Below are 19,992 nucleotides of genomic sequence, written 5' to 3'. Positions count from 1 at the left end.
TTATCTGCATTGAATAAATTTGCACCAATCTGGCTGGACCAGTTGAAAAAACTTTGTTAGTTTCAGCTGTCGATTTTCTATCTATCGCATTCTAACCAATACTAAAACCATAACAGCTGTTGGAATAATCCTATGAAACTTCGGGTTGCACATAAAATTTATCTGGGCTTTGGCTTTATTGCCTTGCTGTTATTAGTCGCCAGCTTATCCTCGCTCTGGAGTTTTGCCGTAGTAAACAGCACCAGCGGTCAAATGAACGAAACTGCTGTACCTGTGCAACAGCAAAGCAATATGGCGCAAATTCAGTTACTCAAACTCGCCAAGTTATCTGCTTTGGGTTACACAGCCGAAGATGCCCGCAAAATTAAGAGTTATCAGAATGAATTTACTCAGGCGGCCGAGGTTTATCGCAACAGAATGGCCAGTCTGACGCCTTTAGTTGCCAAAGAACCTACGTTACAAAAGCCTTTAGCTGAAGCTCAGCAAACGTATCAGGCCTATCAACAAGCTGTTGAACAACTGTTTAAAGCCCGTTTAGAAGCCATAACACAGGGTGAGCAGGCAACGGCGGAACTGAAAGAGCTGGAAAACCTGATTGATGCCGCTGGCGCTACCTTAGTGGATATCTCCTTTTTGGAGGCGCCGGGTAAAACATCACAAATGGAATTACTGGAAGGAGCTGCGGGTCGGGTGGATGGTCAGCTCTTAGGCTTGCTGAAAACAGTACGTGAAATTGCCGCTATGACAGATCCGGAGCAACTGGCCAGTAGTCAGGAGAACTTAGGTTTTGCCTTTAGTGATATGCAAGGTAATCTGGATTACATCGCCAATATAGTCAAACAAGTGGGTGCACAAGACTTTTGGCAGGATTTTTTAACTCAGCTGGATGAAGCAAAAACCAGAGTGGAAGGTACAAATAACCTGGTCAGCATTAAACTGTTGCAGGTGAAACAACTGCAAGCGGCACGGCAACAACTGGACCTGTCCGAGCAGCAAGTCACCCAGGCTGTAGCCGCTTTAGATCAAATGATAGGCCAGGCTGACAGCCAGTTTAATTCGTTACAGCAGGATCTGTCCTCAGCGTTAAACTCCGGCACTATCCGCGCTGTGATTATGCTGATTGTTTTGGTTGGCTTAGCCGTAGGCGCAGCTTATCTGACCATCAAAGCCATGATCACGCCTTTGTCCGGTATCAACAGAGTGCTTGATCGTATCGCACAAGGCGATTTAAGCCGCGAACTGACTATTAACTCTGACGATGAATTTGGTGAGTTATCCGCCAATGTGAATACGTTGATTAAAGCCTTACGCCAGTTAATTGAGCAAATACAACAAGGGGTGCTGGAGCTGAACCAAAGTGCCCGTTTATCAAGTCAGGAAGTCAGCGCTATTCATCAGGCTTTAAGTACTCAGCATCACCAGGTGGCGGAAGTAAACGGTATCACTCAACAACTGGCCACCAATACTCACCAAATCGCCGAACAAGCAGATCAGGCGCAGCACCAAATGCAGCTGGCGTTAAACCAAAGTCAGCAAATTGATCAGGTATCAGCCGCCAATAACAAACTGATCCAGGAGCTGGCTCAGCAACTAAATGACACCAGCAATACCATGCAGGCTGTCAATGCAGAATCAAACAACATAGGCGGTATTCTGACCACTATTCGTGGCATTGCTGAGCAAACTAACCTGCTGGCGTTAAACGCCGCCATAGAAGCAGCCAGAGCCGGTGAACAAGGCCGTGGTTTTGCAGTTGTCGCAGATGAAGTCCGTTCTTTAGCTGTGCGCAGTCAGCAGGCGACAGATGAAATTCGCACTATGATTGGCAGCTTGCAACAGCAAAGTATGCATGCGGTGAAGTCGATTGAAAAAGGTCAGACCGATGCCAATAACTGTGTGGCGCAAAACAGCCAGTTGATGACAGCTTTGGCTGAAATTAACCATGCTATCGAAGCTATGCATCAAATCAGCGATCACATTGCCACCACTACCTCCAGTCAGTTACAACTTGGAACTGCAATAGAACACAGCATGCACAGTATGGTGGATTTAGCAGAACAAAGTACTGAACGTGCAACCTCCACATTGGAGCAAAGCGCTCAGGTTGCTACCGCAGCCGGCACACTGGAAAATGCGGTGCGCAGCTTCAAGTTACATTAATACGCGTCTTTTAATAAAACCATCAGCCAGAGCCATTGCTCTGGCTTTTTGTCTCAGGTGATAAGGCATAGCTCAGCTGCTCTGTTCTTTTCGGCAAGTGAACCAATCCCTGCTTATTGTTCTGGAAATCAAAGTCACAGTCGTTTTATCTGGTTGTTGTTTAAATCGGGCAGAGGGCAAAATCAGAAAGGGTCAGAATGAAAGTTAAAAAAATGGCCAGACAGTGTCTGGCCAGGCAGGAAGTGTGTAATCCGTTATCTTTGTTCGTTCCATGTCTAACATTCGTAAACGCTTGATCATCATGACAAATTTGGCGATAAAAACATGACGAAAGCTTTATATAGCGTGATAACAGCCTTATATCAGCGCCAGTTGGTCGAAATTTTCAGCATTCATGTATTTTTTCAAACGTTGCTGGTCAAAAAGTTCTATACCGGCTTCAGCAGCAAAGAGCCGTACCTGGCTATTAATTTTCTGATAGCAGACAATCAAACCACGCTGGCAATTCAGCGATAACATCTGTTGAAACACAGAACGAACCTGAGCCACAGTTAACGCCTGATCCAATTCAGGTTGGATATAAAGCAATAAAGCCTGTTGCTGACGGCGGACTAAAAAGTGGGAATCACAGTCTTCCACCGATTCCATTTCACGGCCAAAGAACTGCAATAAAAGTTGAGTGTTTTCTTTAAACTGTTGCTGCTGCCGTCCGAGCTTATAACCTTGTGGCCACCACATCGGATTCAGCACTTCTTCCTGACGCTCTAGTTCCAGAAAGGCCAGAATGTTAAACAACAAGGCCAGCAGAAACATAGAAACAAAAAGCCATAACATCACACTGGACCAAGTGGAACTTAACACCCAGCTTTGGCTGCCGGATAAAACTGAATACTCAGAAAATAACAGGTAGGTTGCGCCAGCAACTATTCCTGCGGCTGTCGCAACACATGAGCTGATCAACCATTTATTATTCATTAGTGGTACTCCTGACGGACTTGATAGCTGTAGTATCAAATTCGCCAGCAGTTTTTACCTGAAATAACCCTGATATTTGCTTTACATATCTCAATATCAAAACAATGGCTTATCGAACTAAAGACGGGCGGGAATAAACCCCACCCCTACGGCGCCTTTTTTGGTAATACCGCAAAACGACCTTCAAATACAGCGACTTGGATATCATCACAAAAGATACCGACCTTGATATCCAGCCTGGCTTTACGTTGCTGTAGCAATGCAGAGAAATCTGGTTCGCATTGATGCCGCCAGCAGCGGCCTTCAGCTGCACCTGTAACAGGTTTCAGATAACGGATATGAGCATCAGCCAGTACGATATCACCATGCTGTTGCTGATCTTTTAATAACAACCAGACCATACCCCAGCCTGTTAAAGTACCCAGTGTATAAATACTGCCGGCAAACATGGTGTGATGTAAGTTGATATTGGGATCTAAAGGTGCACCGCAACAGATTTTATGTTTGTCTACCGACTGCACCTGTAACTGCATATAAGCCGACAATGGAATTTTCTGCCAGAAGGTTTGTTGTAGTTCTGGCAGCCATTGCTGCAGTAGCTCAGTGGATGCGGAAAAACCTAAGATTTTGACATAACGATGATGAGCAATACCAAATAACGAATTGGCGGGTTCAAGGTAGCTGTAGCCTGCTTTTTGATAAAAACCTGAAGCCGTATCGCGGGCATTCAAAATGATCCGCTGCATGCCCTGCTCCAGCGCCACCTGTTCTAACTGTTGTAGCACCATAGCGCCTAAACCATGCCCCTGCCATTGATCCGACACCGCCATATAACGTACCTGAGCTGTCTGCTCGTCTACTTTATGCAAACGGCCAACAGCCACCACCTCGCCGTCTTCGGTGCACACCATGCGATGAAAAGACTCTGCCTCCAAATCATCCTGCTCTGAGCCTTTGGGTTGATCCCAAGGAGCTCTTAAGACGTGCCAGCGTAATTGATAATAAGCTAACCATTGAGCTTCAGTCTGTGGGGCGCTAAGCTGCCAGTTCACGTCGTCGTCCTGTAGTCAGTTGATTTGAGGGTATTGTGGAACAAAAACCTGACGCTATACAACAGTTAGTCTGGTTTCAATCGGGTCCGCCCCGGCTGGAGCTGACGGAAGAAGGGCCTTTTTTATGCCTTTATCTGGACGGCATCATGCAAAGTAAGATGAACCAGTTAGCACCAGCAGCGACACTTTCGCCACATCTGGTGCCTATTCTGCGCTCGTTACAACAGCTTAAACCACAGTCTGTATTACAGCTGGGCTTGGGAGGCGGTGATATCAACCGTTTTATCGCTACTGTGTTGCCAACCACTCAACTGGTGACAGTGGAGTTGAATCAGACTGTGATTGATGCTTATCTGCGTTTTTTTTGCCTGAATGGCAAAGAAGAGTTAATAGCCCTGCCTGCCCAGGATTTCCTAAAAAACAATCAACAGCAATGGTCTTTTGTGCTTTGGGATATTTATCCACTGTTTGACGGCTGGCAGCAGGCGATGCAAAAGACATTGGAGCAAAGCGGAACTATTTTGATTAATTTGTCACAACCTGAATACCATCAGCAACTGGAAGCATTGCTGACGGAACGAAGTTATCAGTGTCACCCGATCGAAGGCTATCTGAATCTGCTGTACGAAGTTAAGTCTCTAACAGAAAAGTGACAGGGCCGTTGTTTACTAAAGCCACCTGCATATCAGCACCAAACTGCCCTGTAGCGACCTCAATACCACAACTTCTGCAATAAGCGACAAAGTCCTGATACAGCTTCAACGCCGTCTCAGGCACAGCAGCAGTGGAAAAACTGGGTCTTAAGCCTGAATTAGTGTCTGCTGCTAAGGTAAATTGCGATACCACCAATAAGGCGCCACCAGCTTGCTGCACATTTAAATTCATTTTTCCATTTTCATCGGAAAACACTCTGTACTTCAGCACTTTATCAGCCAGCTTTTTTAACTGTAATTCTGTATCGTCTTTTTCTACGCCAAGTAACACCAATAAGCCGGTATTAATTGCACCGACCTGCTGTTGCTCGACAGTGACACTGGCTGAGCTAACCCGCTGGATCAAGGCTTTCATAGCGCTTTTACACCCACAGCCTGCAACACATCAGCCATCTCCAGACTGGCCTTATATAAGGCGCTGCAGATCCCAACTTCAGACGCTGAGTGTCCGGCATCCACGACCCAATTTAATTCTGCACCAGGCCAAAGCGAAGTCAGACTAAAGGCATTTTCGGCTTTGCATACCATGTCATAACGACCATGCACTATCTGGCAAGGTAAATGACTGATTTTATGTATATTATTAAGCAATTGGTTCGGCTCAAAAAAACACTGATGCTGAAAATAATGATGTTCAATCAAGGCTAAAGCTAAAGCCGACTGGGCATCCATTTCACCACTGCGGGAAAATTCATTAGGTAACAAAGTAGCAATACGGGATTCCCAGATACTCCAGGCCAAAGCGGCCTCTAGTCGGATGCTTTCGTCTTGATGATGCAGCTGCAATTGATAAGCCTGCAGAATATCTAAATGTGACAGATGTGCCACTGGCTTTATAAAATCCTGATAATAGTCAGGAAAAACCTGACTGGCACCAAAACCAGCACGGTATAACCAATCTATATCCTGCTGACGGCCAAGGAAAATGCCACGTAAGATAAAACCCAAACAACGATCAGGATAAGCCTGGCCATAAGCCAAAGCCAAAGTACTGCCCCAGGATCCTCCTGCGACCACCCAGCGTTGAATCTGCAAATGCTGGCGAATTTGCTCCATATCGGCAATTAAATGCGCAGTGCTGTTACTTTCCAACTGCAAAGCAGGGGTGGATAAACCACAACCTCTCTGATCAAAAATAATAATGTGATACAAAGCAGGGTCAAACAGCTGACGATGAAAAGGTGAACTGCCGCCTCCTGGTCCACCATGGCAATAAACCACCGGAATGCCTTGGGGGTTACCACTTTGCTCCAGATAAATCTGCTGTCCATCTGCAGTGTCCAGCCATTGAGTGGCATAAGCCTCTATAGCTGCAGCTGTATTCATGCTGTAGTGTCCTTTTCTGCTGCTATTTCTGCTTCAGAAGCGGCCTGCAGATAACGCTCCTCCAGCAAAGCCGTTAACTCTGCCCCTAACAACACCACCAGCCACACCAGATAAATCCACAAAAACAAAATCGGCACTAAAGCCAAAGCACCATAAATGGCCTGATAAGACGGAAAATGAGTGATATAAAGAGCAAAACCTTTCTTTAACAATTCAAACATGACGCTGGCGGTTACTGCGCCAATCAATGCATGGTGATACTGCACTTTGGCATTAGGCACTACCAGATACAGCAGGAAAAAAGCCAGAATAGAAAACACATAAGGTGTCAGTGCCAGTAGTACACTGCTTAACCCCGGAGTGTAGCCGTCAGCCAGGCTGGAAAAAGACAGAATATAAGAAGTGACAGCAATGGATGCCCCAAGCAGAATAGGCCCAAAAGTCAGCACCATCCAATAAATCGAAAACGAAATAATCAGTCGTGGCCGTTTCCTGATGCGGAATATGCTGTTGATGGTTTTGTCGATATTGTGGATCAGCATTAAAGCCACCAGCACCAAAGCACCAATACCTACAGCTGTCATTTTGCCAATATTTTCAACAAAACCAGCAATATATAAACGTAAATCGTCGCCTTTTGCCGGTGCTACATTGGCATATAAAAAAGCCTCAAGCTGGTCGCGTAGTTCCCCAAACATAGGAAAAGCGCCCATCACCGAAAACATCACCGCAATAAAAGGCACCAGGGACAATAACGAGATATAGGCCAGATAACCACCAATCACATTGATCTGGTCCTGTTGGCAACGTTTAAAATACAAAGTTAAAAAATCATTGCCCTTTAAACGCCACTGCTGCAGCTTCTCTTTATCCCATCCTTGTGCCATCAGGTGTTACTCCACAAAGCTGAACGCTGTACCTGAAGCTAAAGCTTCAGTTAAGGCCTGGCTTGGTTTTTCAATAAAATCAGCACCTTGCTGATCAATAAATAACACAGGCAACTTCAGTTCATCAGCCACTTTCAGTCCCTGCTCGCTGCCCATACATAAAAAGGCGGTAGACCAGGCATCGCCCCAGGTTGGGTCTGGTATCAAAATAGTGGTCGACACCGTATTGTGGGTTACAGGGGTGCCAGTGCGGGCATCCAGTACATGACTGTAGCGTACACCATCCAGATCATAAAAATGCCGATATGTGCCTGAGGTCATAATAGATAAAGGTTCATCTTGCTGCACGCTGATGATTTTTTGTAGTTTTTGTGAATCAGGCAAAGGTTTTTCAATAGCCACACGCCAGGCTTTGGCTTCTGGCTTTTTACCTTTGCTGACCAGTTCGCCCCCAACTTCTACCAGATAATTTTGAATACCCGCCTTATCGAGAATTTTTGCCAGTTGGCCAACTGTATAACCCTGGGCTATCGAGGACACATCCACTCTTAAACCTGGGCTATGTTTCGCCATACGACTGCCGTCACTGCTAACCTTGTCTAATCCTATGGTTTGTTTTAATGCCTGAATTTGTTCAGCACTGGGTTTGGTTAATTTATCACCACGAAAGCCCCACAGCTCAAAATAAGGTTTGACTGTTAAATCGTAACAACCTTCACTCTGGGCCGATATTTGTTTGGCTATATCCACCATCAATACCAGTTCTTCACCAACTTCTACCAGCTCGTCGCTTTGCTGAGCATTAAAGGCTTCAATCACAGAGTCTGGTCTGTAATTCGACATCAGCAGGTCGATACGATCCAGCTCATCTTTTAGCTGTTTTTCCAAACCACTTCTGTCCAGATCCTGTTCAGTCCAAAAACTGACAGTAAAACTGGAGCCCTGAGCAGGGCCTGAAATACGTTGAATCGGATCGGGTTGACTACAAGCGACTAAACCAACAAGAAGGAGGGTCAAAACACTGAAACTTTTTAACGTCATAAAAGACTACAAACCAAGGGAAAGGTGGCGCCAGTGTAAACAAAATGAGCTGCGAAATCCAGCCGCCAGGGCCGCAGTGACTGGCCTCAGGTTGAATAGCCAGACATACTGAACGCTTAAATTCAGGTTTTGGTCGCTGCTAAATTGTGCGATAGCCTGAGTCAGGTTAGTTTAACCTTTGTCTTATCAGAAGAGGTTTACCGATGAAAAAGCCCGTGGCCTTTGTGCCTTTTATTTATTCCTGTATCGCCAGTACTGCATTACTCTGCGCAGCGCCGGTTTTGGCATCCGCTGCAACCAGCCCCTACTTTGAATCCGAAGATATTTTTGCGCTGGAATATGCCAACGACCCACAAGTATCACCAGACGGCAAACAAGTTGTGTATGTGCGCAACAGCAACGATATTATGACAGACGGCACCCACAGCAGTTTATGGTTATTGGATGTAAAAACCGGCCGTCAAAGCCCTTTGTTTGTTGATCAATTTAACTATGGCAGCCCACGCTGGTCTGAAGATGGCAGCCGTATCGCCTTTATTTCTGACCGCTCCGGCTCACGCCAAATCCATGTGCATTACATCAAAGAAAACAAAACTGCTTTAGTCAGTCAACTGCCTAAAAGCCCGGGTAACTTAAGCTGGTCGCCTGATGGTGAACAACTGGCTTTTACCATGAACGTGCCGGCTCAGCCGACTAAGCTTGCCAAAGCCACCAAAATGCCAAAAAAACCTGAAGGAGCTAAATGGTCAGAACCAGCTGTTCTCATTGAACGGGCTCAGTATCAAGCCGACGGACAGGGTTTTTTAAAATCAGAGTTCCGCCATCTTTTTGTGTTGCCTGCCACTGGAGGCAAAGAACGTCAGCTGACGAGCGGTGATTTGAACTACGGCTCAGATTTGAGCTGGACACCAGACGGTAAAGCGCTGATTTTTTCTGCCAATACCCACAAAGAATGGGAATATCAGCCACGCGACAGCGACTTGTATCAATTTACTTTGGCCAGCAGCGAGTTAAAACAACTGACCACTATGGCTGGCCGGGAGAGCTCAGCGGTATTTTCGCCCGATGGCAAGTATCTGGCATTTGTCTGGGGCAATAATGAAAAAGTGCCTTACACCAATGGCAAGCTGAAACTGATGGACTGGCGCTCAGGTGAAATAAAAGATCTGACGAAAGAGCTGGATCGTGACGTCGAAAACCCACAATGGCTGGATAATGGCAGTTTAGTGATCCAGTTTGACGACAAAGGCAAACGTACGCTCGCTTCGGTGTCTTTATCAGGCAAGCTGCAGCAACTGACGGATCAAGTGTCAGGCGCTGGTTTACCTCAGCCTTATTTAAGTGGCGAATACAGTGTCGCTAACGAAGTCATTGCCTTTACTCAGGGCAACGCCCAGCGTCCGGCCGATGTGGCTGTGATAGTAAATGGCAAAACCCGCACTTTAACTCAGTTAAACGAAGATCTGCTGGGGCATAAAAAGCTCGGGCAAGTGCATGAAATTAATTACAAATCATCTTTTGATGGCGAGCCAATCCAGGGCTGGTACATTACGCCGCCAGACTTTGATCCAACTAAAAAATACCCAATGATGCTGGAAATTCACGGCGGCCCACATCTGGCTTATGGCCCGCATTTCAGCGCTGAGATGCAACGTTTTGCTGCCGAAGGTTATGTGGTGTTTTACGACAACCACAGAGGAAGCTCATCCTACGGTGAACGTTTTGCCATGTTGTTACATGGAAAATACAGCTCGCCTGAAGACTATGCCGATCATGATTCAGGCGTAAATGCGATGATTGAGCTGGGGCTTGTCGATAAAGACAACCTGTTTATCGCTGGTGGTTCAGCTGGTGGTATAGCGACAGCCTATGCAGTAGGTTTAACTCAGCGTTATAAAGCAGCGGCTGTGGTTAAACCTATTATCAACTGGCTAAGTAAAGTGCTGACAGGAGATACTTACCTGTACCAAACCTTCCACCAATTCCCCGGTGTGCCTTGGGAAAATGTAGAACATTACTGGCAACGTTCGCCTTTATCACTGGTCGGTAACGTCACTACGCCCACTATGCTGATGACAGGTGAAAATGACAGACGCACACCCATCAGTGAATCTGAGCAGTTTTATCAGGCCTTAAAAATTCGTAAAGTAGATACAGCTTTGGTACGGATCCCTGGCGCGCCTCACGGCATCGCCAATAAACCCAGCCGGATGATCACTAAAGTGGAATATATTCTGGCCTGGTTTGAGCAATACAAAACCAGCTCAAACTAAAAGCGCCCCACCACCTCAAGCCCGGATTTCCGGGCTTTTTTTTGCCAAGCGAAAAGCCTGTCGGCACTGTGCTTGTATATAAGTACAGTTTTGTTAGTCTTGATTCAGGTAGTAGCCTTACAGGAAGCAACTTATGGCGCAGTGGCTTGACGGCACAGTAACAGCAAATACGCACTGGACTGATACTTTGTTCAGTATCAAAGTGCAAACAGAGCCCTTCGACTTTATTGCAGGTCAGTTTGTGCGGTTGGCTTTGGATACTGCAGATGGCAAGGCGCAACGCGCTTATTCGCTGCTCAATAGCCCGGGCAGTAAAGAACAGGAGTTTTTAATCAGCACTGTAGCGGATGGCTTACTGTCGCCTTTGCTGCAGCAATTAAAACCAGGCGACACAGTACAGGTCAGCCAGCCTGCCAGCGGATTTTTTATTCTGGATGAAGTCCCTGAAGGTGAAAACCTTTGGCTGATCTCCACCGGCACTGGTATTGGGCCTTATCTGTCCATGTTGGGCACAGAGACCCCATGGCAACGTTTTTCTTCCATTATTCTGCTGCACAGTGTGCGCTTTGAAGCTGAATTGGTGTATCAGCCGCTGATCCGGCAGTTTCAGCAGCGGTATGGTACGCAACTGCATTATCAGCCTGTAGTTACCAGAGAAAAGTCAATGGGCGCTTTGCAGCAACGTATCCCGGATTTAATCCAAAGCGCTTTACTTCAGAAGACCTGCGGCCAGAACCTGGCTACGCAATCTCAAGTCTTGTTGTGCGGTAATCCACAAATGATTACAGAAACCAAAGCCGTGCTGGAAAGCCTTGGTCTGAAAAAGAATTTACGCCGCGATCCGGGGCAGATCACGGTAGAGCAATACTGGAAATAGCCTACGGATAGAGACTATTGAGCTATTAACACTGGGTGACAGGTAATGTCAGAGAACCTTTTACAGCCTGTTGCTGATGAATTTCAACCAGACAGAGCTGACTGGCAACAGCTTCTGAGCTGATTTTCAGCTGTGGCACTGTTTTACCTTTAATTTTCAGTTCAACCTGTTTGTCCTGCGCCAGCTGATTCAGGCTATGCACCACACAAATATTGTTAGCTAAGCGATGATTCAGCGCTAAATCCAAGTCACCTACCCCAGCTACTCTACTTAAATCCCTGTCCAGACTAATACGTAAATCGGGCTTATGGTCGGCAGTAAAACCGGCAAATTGCAGATTAAATACCAGCACGTCATCAAAAGCTAAATTGTCTTGTTCAGATTGAGGAAATTCCATCGTCAGTTGTTGGATCTCACCGGGGAAGGCAGCTTTGGTGAAAGCTTCAGTACCGGGCCATACCGCCTGATTTAATTTCTCCAGCCAAGTGGCGCCATAAACCCAGCGATACAAATCAGTATGAGGTTCTTCACTGGCTTGTTGATACCAGGTGTTTTGCAACGCAACTATCTTTTCGGCTTTCAGGTAATAACGCAGCGCCGTATCTTCCGGGCAGTTCGCCACAGAAAGCACAGGCTTTTTACCCAAAGCTATCACCTGGGTATTGTTTGGATCCTGTTTGGTTTGCCACCATTCGGTTGCCATCACCGAATTGGTCGTTAAAGCCAACACTATTACTGCCGAAAATTTCATCACCACCCTCCAGTTGCCGCGCCATTGTAGGAGAACAAGGCCGATTTGCAACCATTCATATTGTCTGATTTGCCTGACTGGCTGCTGAATCTGTGGATAATTTGAGGCTCAGAGCAAATGCAGTGACTTCAGATGGAAGAAAAGGTAAATAGTTTCAACTATGACTGAATAATAACTAAACAACCCATTTTGATGTTTTAATCAAAAGATGCGGAGTCGGAATTCTGTTTACGATCGTGGTAGCGCCTGATCGCCTGATTTAACTTCGGCATAATGTCCGGGTTGCGGGCTATATAAGCTTTGCTGATATAAATGCCAAAAGGTAGCAGTACTTCCAAATGCATCGAATACAAATTGGGGTCTAGTTTTTCCTGTTGCATCACAGCTTTTGCCGTCAGTTCAGGCAACAGAATAGCATCTACCCTGCCGGAATTTAACATGGTAAATAACATGCGGATATTGCTTGGGGCACCTGCCATTTTGTAATTCTGCTTCACTATCCACAGATAAGTGTTACTGTTTAATTGCGCTGAAACTATGGCTTTTTCCTTAAAGTCAGCCGAAGCAGGATCTAAGTCAGTGCGTTGCTTTAACCATACCCAAGTCCAGCCGGTGTAAGAAACGGCATCAGAAAACTCAGCCACAGCATTGCGTTCTTCATTCTCAGAAGCCAGAAACAAACCATCCACCACCTGGTTTTGCAAATCCTTCACTGCCCTGCCGTAATTAGGCTCAGGCACAATAGTAAAACTCTGTTGCAGATCAGCCATGATGCTGACAAAAGCTTCATAACCAAAACCATGATAAGTACCGTTTTGTATCGAGGTATAAGGCGGGTAATCCGGCATCGCCATCCGTAAGGTTTCGTTTGCTTTAAGCGCGGTTGGCAGACACAGACAGCACAAAATAACAAGCAGCAGCCTTTTACCAGCGCGCCCTTTGAACAGCGGATCAATCAGGCTGAATAGCATGAGTTCTGGCCTGATAACGACGAATAGCGGCGTTTAACTCGAGCATAAATTGCGGGTGCTTTTTCAGGTAAATGTTGTTGATGTAAATTGCAAAAGGTAAGTTAATTTCTTGTTGAAAACTATACAAAGCAGCATCAGTGCCTTGCTCTGCCAGCAAAGTCGTCACTGTCAGTTGTGGTAATAGAATTGCGTCAACTCTTTTGTATCTGAGTAAATTCAACAAGCCCCTGATATCTGTAGTTCCGGCTGTTACCTGATAGTTATGTTCTTTCAACCATCTGTGGATATTGCTGTTGGATTGGGCAGAAACCTGAGCTTTGTGTTTAAAGCTGGCAGAGCCGGGCAATAAATCTGTGCGCTGTTTTAACCACACCCAGGTCCACTGGATCATCAGCACAGGTTCTGAGTACTCAGCAACTTTATTGCGCTCTGCGCTCTCTGTCGCCAGAAAAAAACCATCTGCCAAGCCGCGTTGCATGTCGGTCACAGCATGACCAAAATGCGGCACCAACTGCACAGACATTGGCTGCTGCATATCCGCCATAATCATGGCGACAGCCTCATAGCCAATTCCCTTATTCTGCCCATTTTCCTGATAGGTATAAGGTGGGTAATCTGGCATCAAAAATCGTAACGAATGCTGTGCTGAAGCATTCTGGGTACAGGCCAACCACAGTATGAAACACAACAAAAACTTAGGCATAGATCACTACCAAAAAAACGAAAACTACAGCTGATACTGGATTAACTCTAGCAGCATTCTTTGAATCTGGAATGTAAAACAGCTTCTCCTTTCACAACAAATTGCAATTTCACATTGTTTTGACATTTGCTGCTTTATTGTTTGTGGCAGCGGTCCGCATCTTTGTTTCTCATACAGAAAAAAGCAAAACAGGAAAGACTATGCCACAGACAAAAGGAAAAAAGATTATGCTGAGTATTGGCGTTGTGGTCGCTGGTATAGCGGCGCTTTGGTATGGCCTATTTGGCTTAAAGCCTTACAGCTTGAGTGCAGAGGAACTAGCGGTTCGGTATGCTTACCCTGTGAAACACCAGGTGCAACTGGAGCTGACAGAACTTAACCCACAAAGTTTTGAGTTCACTTACCAGAGCTTTGATGGAGTGACTGTCAATGGTCGCATCCACTACCCACAAGATCTTAAAACCATCACAAGCCCGGTTCCTGTGCTGATTGGCGCTCATGCTATGGGGCGTAGCCAAATTCGCTGGTGGCAAGACAGCTTTAAAGAGCGAGCCACCTTTGAGCAAACAGACAAAATCACAGCTATGGCCTTGGCTAAGGGCTATGCGGTTGTGGCCATTGATGCCCGAAATCATGGTTTACGCAAAGACCCGGCTCTTACCGTAGTAGATATTATTGATAATTTGCATTGGTGGGGAGAGCGTGAACCTTATGAACAAATGCTGGTAGATACAGTACGGGATCATAGAGTGCTGCTGGACTGGCTGGTACAACACCCCCAAATTGATAGCAGCAAGATGAAACTGGTGGGCTACAGCATGGGCGCACAAATCAGCTTATTATTAGCTGGGGTCGACTCCCGCATTCACAGCGTTGCGGCCATAGTACCGCCCCATATGAACAATACTACAGCAGTAGTAGCGCCACTTAATCTGATGGAAGGTCTGGCCGATAATCAGGTCTGGCTATTTACTGCAGATGACGATGAATACGCCAGCATCAAACAGAATCAACAGCTGTTTGATGCCCTGCCTAACACCGATAAAAAGCTGTTCCGCTTCGACAGTGGTCATCTGTTGCCAGCAGATTACGTGACCAAACTCGAACCCTGGCTTTAAATCAGAGCTCTTCCTTTACATACCCACTAATGGCTAAACTGCAAAGCTGCCAAACGAGCATACAACTCACTGCTTTGCAGCAATTCTGTGTGAGTACCCTGAGCTACTATGCGCCCGGCTTCCAGCACTATAATACGATCGGCTGCCAGCACTGTGGCCAGCCGGTGCGCTATCACTAAGGTAGTACGGTTTTGTGCGGCATTATCCAAAGCTTGTTGCACTTGCCGTTCGCTTTCAGCGTCTAAAGCACTGGTGGCCTCATCCAGCAATAACACCGAAGGGTTACTTAAGATGGCTCTGGCAATGGATATACGCTGACGCTGACCGCCGGATAAACGCACACCACGTTCGCCTAAATAAGTGTTGTAGCCTTCAGGTAAAGCCAGAATAAAGTCATGCGCTGCGGCCATTTGCGCTGCTTGTTTTACTTCGTCTTCTGAAGCTTCAGGGCGGGCATAACGAATATTATCCAGCACAGAACCTGCAAATATCACAGTGTCCTGCAGCACTATGCCAAAAGGCTGACGGGCATCTGTTAAACGCACATCTTTTAAATCCATGCCGTTAAATTTCACCTGGCCTTGTTGTGGATCGTAAAAGCGCAGTAACAGCTGGAACAAGGTGGTTTTGCCTGCGCCTGAAGGGCCAACTAAAGCTATGTGCTCACCAGGTTTAATTTGCAGTGAAAAATCCTGCAAGGCTAAGGTATCTGGCCTTGATGGGTAGCTGAAATTAACGTCGTTAAACTCAATACCACTGCCAGCCAGATTATGTTCAGGCAACACAAAAGGCAGAGGATCTGCTCTTTCAACCACAGGGGATTCTACATTGAGTAACTGCATTAACCGCTCAGCCGCACCAGCAGCACGTTGTAAATCGCCCCAAACTTCGGCAATAGCGCCAATAGCACCTGCTGTTAATACCGCATACAAAATAAACTGCGACAACTCGCCGCCTGTCATTTCATTCGCCAGTACTGCCTGAGCGCCTAACCACAGCACAAAAGAAATAGCACCAAACACCAGCACTATCGCCACTAAGGTCAGCATAGAGCGGGCGCGAATACGGGATAAAGCTGTGGTAAAGGCATTTTCTACCGATTCAGTGAAACGCAAAGTTTCGCGCTGTTCCTGCCGGTACGACTGCACTGTGGGAATAGCGTTTAACACTTCACCTGCCACAGCACTGGCATCAGCAATACGGTCCTGACTGTCACGCGACAACTTACGAACTTTGCGGCCAAACAAGAAAATCGGCAAAATCACCAGCACTAAAGTCAGCAGAATATAAGCGGCTAATTTAACGCTGGTAACAAACAACATCACCAGTCCACCGAGCAACAAGAAGCTATTGCGTAACCCCATCGACAAACTGGTGCCCACCACAGCCTGAATTAAGGTGGTATCTGTGGTTAAACGCGACAATACTTCGCCGGTTTTAGTCAGTTCAAAAAACTGCGGGCTCATTTTCACCACATGAGCATACACAGCACTGCGCAGATCGGCCGTGACCCGCTCCCCCAGCCAGGACACATAATAAAACCGCAACGCAGTGGCCACTGCCAGCACCACAGAAAGGCCAAACAAGGCCAGAAAGTATTTGTCGATATGACCAGCTTGATCGGTAGAAAACCCTGCATCAATCAGATAACGAAAAGCCACAGGCAAAGTCAGAGTGGCCACAGCAGCTACCGTTAAGGCAATAAAAGTTAAAATCCAGCGGCTGGCATAAGGAGTCAAAAACGGAATTAAACTAAAAAGCGGACCAATTTTTTTGGCCGGAGCCTGAACTTCAGTATCAGGCTCCACTTCAGTCGCGAGGGATGTGCTGCTCATTGGTTATAAACCAGCCATCATACGCAGCACAATACCAACTGCTGMGCCAATCATCAGCACCAGCAAGGCGACAAAACCAATCATAAAACCAGGGCCACGGCTTTTCGCGTCTTTAATATAACTGACGGCATAATACAAACGGCCCACTAACCAGACCAACCCCACTAACCCAGCCCAGACCGGACTGACATATTCACTGAATAACCAAAGCGCAGGTAAAAACAGCACCAGATGTTCCAGTGTATTCATTTGCACGCGGAATATACGCTCGAAATCCAGGTTCCCCGTAGTAGCCGGAGCAGCAACACCGTATTTTGTCCGCGCCATACCCACAGCCAGACAACTGTATAAAAACAAGAAAAGCGCCAGCAAAGTAACGATAGCAGGAAGATGTAAAGCCATGATAAACCTTCAGTAAGGTAAAGGCGGATTGCCTTTCAGGGTTATGGGGATGCCCTGTAGGGAATTCAATTGCTTATTAAGAAAGCGGCTGATTGCTTCAGCCGCCTTTTAGCGTCTTTTCACACTGGCTAAGTGCGAAACTGCGCTAACAAGCCGGCTAAATTACTCATTTCTTTATCCAGCCTGTTGCTGCTCTGGCGCGCTTGCTGACCAATACTTTCATTGGTTTTTGCCTGTGCCACTATAGCTTCAACACTGCCATGAATTTGCTTCATCTCGGCCTGTTCTGAGCGGGCCGATTCTTTAATATCTTCGTTGACCGTGCGGATTTTCCCTACCACAGTCACTATGGAGGAAAAGGCCGTCGTAGTATCAGCAATGCGCTCTGTGATCTGTAAAGCTTTTTGCTGGGCGCCCGCCATCACTTTTACTGCCATACCAGAGCCATTGGTCAGGTTATTGATAATGCTCTCAATTTGTTTAGTCGAATCCTGAGTGCGTGACGCCAGGCTGCGTACTTCATCTGCCACTACCGCAAAACCACGACCCGACTCCCCAGCCCGTGCCGCTTCAATAGCCGCATTCAGTGCCAGTAAGTTCGTTTGCTCGGCAATACTGCGGATCACTTCAAGCATAGTGCTGATATTTTTACTGTCTTCCACTAAAACGCTGATCACTTTGCTGGCATTATCAATTTCATTCGCCACTTCACTGACCCCCAAACGGGCTGCGTCTACCACTTGTTCACCCTGAGCCGTAATACCTGATGCTTCACTGGACGCGGTATCGGCTCGTTGCACAGCTTGGCTAATATGATCAACTGCCTTGGCTAAATGCTGAATAGCATCAGCCACTTGTATAGTTTCTTTTAATTGCACGGTCACACCGCTGGCACTTTGCTCTATAGCTGCAGAAATATCGTGATGGGCATTGCTTAACGAGTGATGGCTTTGTTTGGCTGACTGCATTAATTGCTGTAACTGCTCAATAAAAAGATTAAAGGCCACAGCCAAATCTTTCACTTCAGTGTCTGCCCCTGTCACATTCAGCCGGGCTGTTAAATCTCCTGAACCGCGGCCTAAATCCACTAAATGTGCTTTTAACCGGGCTAGTGGTGCGATAATTATGGACTGGGCAAATATAAAAATAAGTGCGGCAATAATAATACTGATGGTTAAGCCTAAGCCCAGGTTCCAGCGGGCCGAGCTTTGCAACGAATCCACATGGGCGGTTTCCGACTCTACCGCAGAATCAGCTTCTTCCTCCATAGTGCCAACAAAGTCCAGCAAACTGGCTACTGAAGCCTGAAAGCTTTGATACAAGTCTGCGGGTTGCTGCCCTGCTTTTAGTTGCTGGTATAAGGCATCGCGGTTTTGCTGATACTGCAACCACAACTGTTCAAACTCTTTAATTGTGCCGGCCTGAAGTAAACCGCTATTTTTCATTCGGCTTAGCGCCTCATTAGCCATAGCACCAGCTTCAGCTAACTGACTATCGGCTTGATCGGCAGAAATATCGGCATGGTAAAACTGCTGCATACTGATAATTTCCTGCTGTATGCCTATTTGCCCTTCCATAGCACCATCTGCTGTATCCCAGGCAGGCCCACCTAAATACTCCAGCATTTGTCCCAGTTTATTGGTCGCCTGCATGCCAATGTAGCTATTCATCACTACCACCAGTAAGAAGCTCGCTACACCCACTGTAATAGCCATTTTAATTTTCATAGTTGGTCCCTGTTATTCCAAAGAGAACATAAGCCGGAATCCCAATGCAAATGCGTTGTCCAGCGTTGGATCCATCGAAGGATTATTCACATAATAAGCACTGCCCTGCAGCATGACCCTGTCATGGAGTGGCATGGCATAACTCAGCTCCCACGAGGTTTCTTTTTGCTCGGATGCCAAATTCAGCTGCAAAAATGCATCGCCGTTTTGTGCCAGGGCTACTGCCAAACCTAAAGCATCACCGGCTAACCAGACATCCGTGTAAACGCCACCCAGACCATAATAGCTTTCCAACTGATTCACATCCTGATCAGCAAAACCCGCCTGCAGAAAGAACGCAAGGTCTTCAAACCATTGATATTCAGCAATCAGATACAGACCTTGATTGTCACGATGCATTTCTGAATTCACCGGGTTTTCCACTAAAGCATTATGCTGCCAAACCCCAACACCAATTTTATAGGCCTCTGTTTTCATGCCTAATTCGCCAGCACGAAACACGCCCTCACCTTCTTCAAACCGAATGTAAGTGCCACGACGTCCGTCCGGATGCCCCGGCACACCGTCATAAACCGCCAGATGTGCATAGTAGTTTTCCAGTTCAACAGAGAGCAGCGCCGCCACTGCAGTAGTTGGAAATATGGAAGGCCCAACCTGAGATGTTTCAGGACCTATACCAAAAGAGGGGTGGGTAAAAAGAGCAGCACTGTCGAGGCTATAAAACACGGCGTTGTAATCATGTAAACCCAACAGAGTTTTTAGTTGCCCATCAAAAAAACTATGCTGATACCACAGTTCATAAAGCTTTGTTTCGTCTGCCGCGGCAATATTGGACATGCCCTGCACATCGCCAACCAGCTCTGAAGGATCGCCGCCATAGTTTGCCAACAGATAACCAAAAAACTCGCCGCCTTGCCATAAACCCGCTGCGGCTGTATCCACGGTGAGAGTGAAATCGGCACTGGCTAAACTACGTGAACCCTGGTCTACACCACCGTCTAAATTGCGCACATGCTCCAGCGTCAGAGCAAAGGCCGGAGTAATAGCGTTTAAGGCTTGTGCTGTAGAAGGTAGAAACGATAAAAATGCGAGGGTGAAAACCTTAAGCTTTTGCATAGGCTTACCGCAATTTAAGGAACCGGACTTGAGTATAACGGAGTTTTTAAAAGCTGCTTTTTACT

Annotated in this window: 18 protein-coding genes; 5 read left to right on the top strand and 13 right to left on the bottom strand. The window is 46.6% G+C overall.

Annotation, left to right across the window (positions count from 1 at the left end; all coding sequences use genetic code 11):
* The first annotated feature begins 132 nt into the window (after window positions 1-132).
* Window positions 133-2,160 carry a methyl-accepting chemotaxis protein gene (locus P3C17_RS02130; protein WP_300927891.1) on the top strand — a complete coding sequence of 676 codons (2,028 nt, stop codon included), beginning with the start codon at window positions 133-135 and terminating at the stop codon, window positions 2,158-2,160.
* 357 nt (window positions 2,161-2,517) lie between these two features.
* Here the strand turns inward: P3C17_RS02130 and P3C17_RS02125 are convergent, their stop codons facing one another.
* Together P3C17_RS02125 and P3C17_RS02120 are read right to left on the bottom strand one after the other, a co-directional pair.
* Window positions 2,518-3,135 (bottom strand): restriction endonuclease, encoded by a 618-nt coding sequence (locus tag P3C17_RS02125; RefSeq protein ID WP_300927890.1) that lies wholly within the window; start codon window positions 3,133-3,135, stop codon window positions 2,518-2,520.
* Window positions 3,136-3,281: 146 nt separating this feature from the next.
* Window positions 3,282-4,187 carry a bifunctional GNAT family N-acetyltransferase/hotdog fold thioesterase gene (locus P3C17_RS02120; protein WP_300927889.1) on the bottom strand — a complete coding sequence of 302 codons (906 nt, stop codon included), beginning with the start codon at window positions 4,185-4,187 and terminating at the stop codon, window positions 3,282-3,284.
* Window positions 4,188-4,222: 35 nt separating this feature from the next.
* Here P3C17_RS02120 and P3C17_RS02115 point away from each other — a divergent pair, with 35 nt between their 5' ends.
* Complete coding sequence (locus tag P3C17_RS02115) at window positions 4,223-4,840, top strand: hypothetical protein (protein ID WP_300927888.1); 618 nt, start codon at window positions 4,223-4,225, stop codon at window positions 4,838-4,840.
* Here the strand turns inward: P3C17_RS02115 and dtd are convergent.
* From dtd to P3C17_RS02095, 4 genes are read right to left on the bottom strand one after another with little or no spacing between them, the layout of a single operon-like run.
* Window positions 4,818-5,255 (bottom strand): D-aminoacyl-tRNA deacylase, encoded by a 438-nt coding sequence (gene dtd / locus P3C17_RS02110; RefSeq protein ID WP_300927887.1) that lies wholly within the window; start codon window positions 5,253-5,255, stop codon window positions 4,818-4,820. The genes P3C17_RS02115 and dtd overlap by 23 nt on opposite strands.
* A complete protein-coding gene (gene pip / locus P3C17_RS02105) occupies window positions 5,252-6,226 on the bottom strand; it encodes a prolyl aminopeptidase (RefSeq protein WP_300927886.1) in 975 nt (324 codons plus the stop codon). The genes dtd and pip overlap by 4 nt, the downstream gene beginning before the upstream one ends.
* A complete protein-coding gene (locus tag P3C17_RS02100) occupies window positions 6,223-7,113 on the bottom strand; it encodes a virulence factor BrkB family protein (protein WP_300927885.1) in 891 nt (296 codons plus the stop codon). Before P3C17_RS02100 ends, pip begins: the two co-directional genes overlap by 4 nt.
* Window positions 7,114-7,119: 6 nt before the next feature.
* Window positions 7,120-8,154 carry an FAD:protein FMN transferase gene (locus P3C17_RS02095; RefSeq protein WP_300927884.1) on the bottom strand — a complete coding sequence of 345 codons (1,035 nt, stop codon included), beginning with the start codon at window positions 8,152-8,154 and terminating at the stop codon, window positions 7,120-7,122.
* A gap of 203 nt (window positions 8,155-8,357) precedes the next feature.
* Between P3C17_RS02095 and P3C17_RS02090 the strand changes: the two genes are divergently transcribed.
* On the top strand, window positions 8,358-10,427 hold the full coding sequence (locus P3C17_RS02090) for a S9 family peptidase (protein ID WP_300927883.1): 2,070 nt from the start codon (window positions 8,358-8,360) through the stop codon (window positions 10,425-10,427).
* 133 nt (window positions 10,428-10,560) lie between these two features.
* The gene (locus P3C17_RS02085; RefSeq protein WP_300927882.1) at window positions 10,561-11,304 is read left to right on the top strand and encodes a ferredoxin--NADP reductase; all 744 of its coding nucleotides are present in this window, start codon (window positions 10,561-10,563) and stop codon (window positions 11,302-11,304) included.
* A gap of 25 nt (window positions 11,305-11,329) precedes the next feature.
* Here P3C17_RS02085 and P3C17_RS02080 read toward each other — a convergent pair whose 3' ends face one another.
* From P3C17_RS02080 to P3C17_RS02070, 3 genes are all read right to left on the bottom strand, one after another.
* Window positions 11,330-12,055 carry a hypothetical protein gene (locus tag P3C17_RS02080; protein WP_300927881.1) on the bottom strand — a complete coding sequence of 242 codons (726 nt, stop codon included), beginning with the start codon at window positions 12,053-12,055 and terminating at the stop codon, window positions 11,330-11,332.
* Window positions 12,056-12,252: 197 nt separating this feature from the next.
* Window positions 12,253-12,903 (bottom strand): transporter substrate-binding domain-containing protein, encoded by a 651-nt coding sequence (locus P3C17_RS02075; RefSeq protein ID WP_300927880.1) that lies wholly within the window; start codon window positions 12,901-12,903, stop codon window positions 12,253-12,255.
* A gap of 103 nt (window positions 12,904-13,006) precedes the next feature.
* Window positions 13,007-13,729: a transporter substrate-binding domain-containing protein gene (locus tag P3C17_RS02070; RefSeq protein ID WP_300927879.1), complete on the bottom strand. Its 723-nt coding sequence runs from the start codon at window positions 13,727-13,729 to the stop codon at window positions 13,007-13,009.
* A 200-nt stretch (window positions 13,730-13,929) separates the two neighbouring features.
* On the opposite strand from P3C17_RS02070, the gene P3C17_RS02065 reads away from it, so the two are divergent.
* The gene (locus P3C17_RS02065; RefSeq protein WP_300927878.1) at window positions 13,930-14,847 is read left to right on the top strand and encodes an alpha/beta fold hydrolase; all 918 of its coding nucleotides are present in this window, start codon (window positions 13,930-13,932) and stop codon (window positions 14,845-14,847) included.
* Window positions 14,848-14,873: 26 nt separating this feature from the next.
* Here the strand turns inward: P3C17_RS02065 and P3C17_RS02060 are convergent, their stop codons facing one another.
* The 4 genes from P3C17_RS02060 to P3C17_RS02045 form a co-directional block, all read right to left on the bottom strand.
* The gene (locus P3C17_RS02060; protein WP_300927877.1) at window positions 14,874-16,682 is read right to left on the bottom strand and encodes an ABC transporter transmembrane domain-containing protein; all 1,809 of its coding nucleotides are present in this window, start codon (window positions 16,680-16,682) and stop codon (window positions 14,874-14,876) included.
* A gap of 3 nt (window positions 16,683-16,685) precedes the next feature.
* On the bottom strand, window positions 16,686-17,084 hold the full coding sequence (locus P3C17_RS02055; protein WP_300927876.1) for an MAPEG family protein: 399 nt from the start codon (window positions 17,082-17,084) through the stop codon (window positions 16,686-16,688).
* Window positions 17,085-17,212: 128 nt separating this feature from the next.
* Window positions 17,213-18,811: a methyl-accepting chemotaxis protein gene (locus P3C17_RS02050; protein ID WP_300927875.1), complete on the bottom strand. Its 1,599-nt coding sequence runs from the start codon at window positions 18,809-18,811 to the stop codon at window positions 17,213-17,215.
* A gap of 12 nt (window positions 18,812-18,823) precedes the next feature.
* Window positions 18,824-19,927: a carbohydrate porin gene (locus P3C17_RS02045; RefSeq protein ID WP_300927874.1), complete on the bottom strand. Its 1,104-nt coding sequence runs from the start codon at window positions 19,925-19,927 to the stop codon at window positions 18,824-18,826.
* Window positions 19,928-19,992 lie beyond the last annotated feature (65 nt).

The organism is Rheinheimera sp. 1928-s (assembly GCF_029269265.1).
GTDB lineage: Bacteria > Pseudomonadota > Gammaproteobacteria > Enterobacterales > Alteromonadaceae > Pararheinheimera.
The sequence above is the reverse complement of the archived record's forward strand: the minus strand, read 5'-3'. Positions and strand labels throughout refer to the sequence as shown.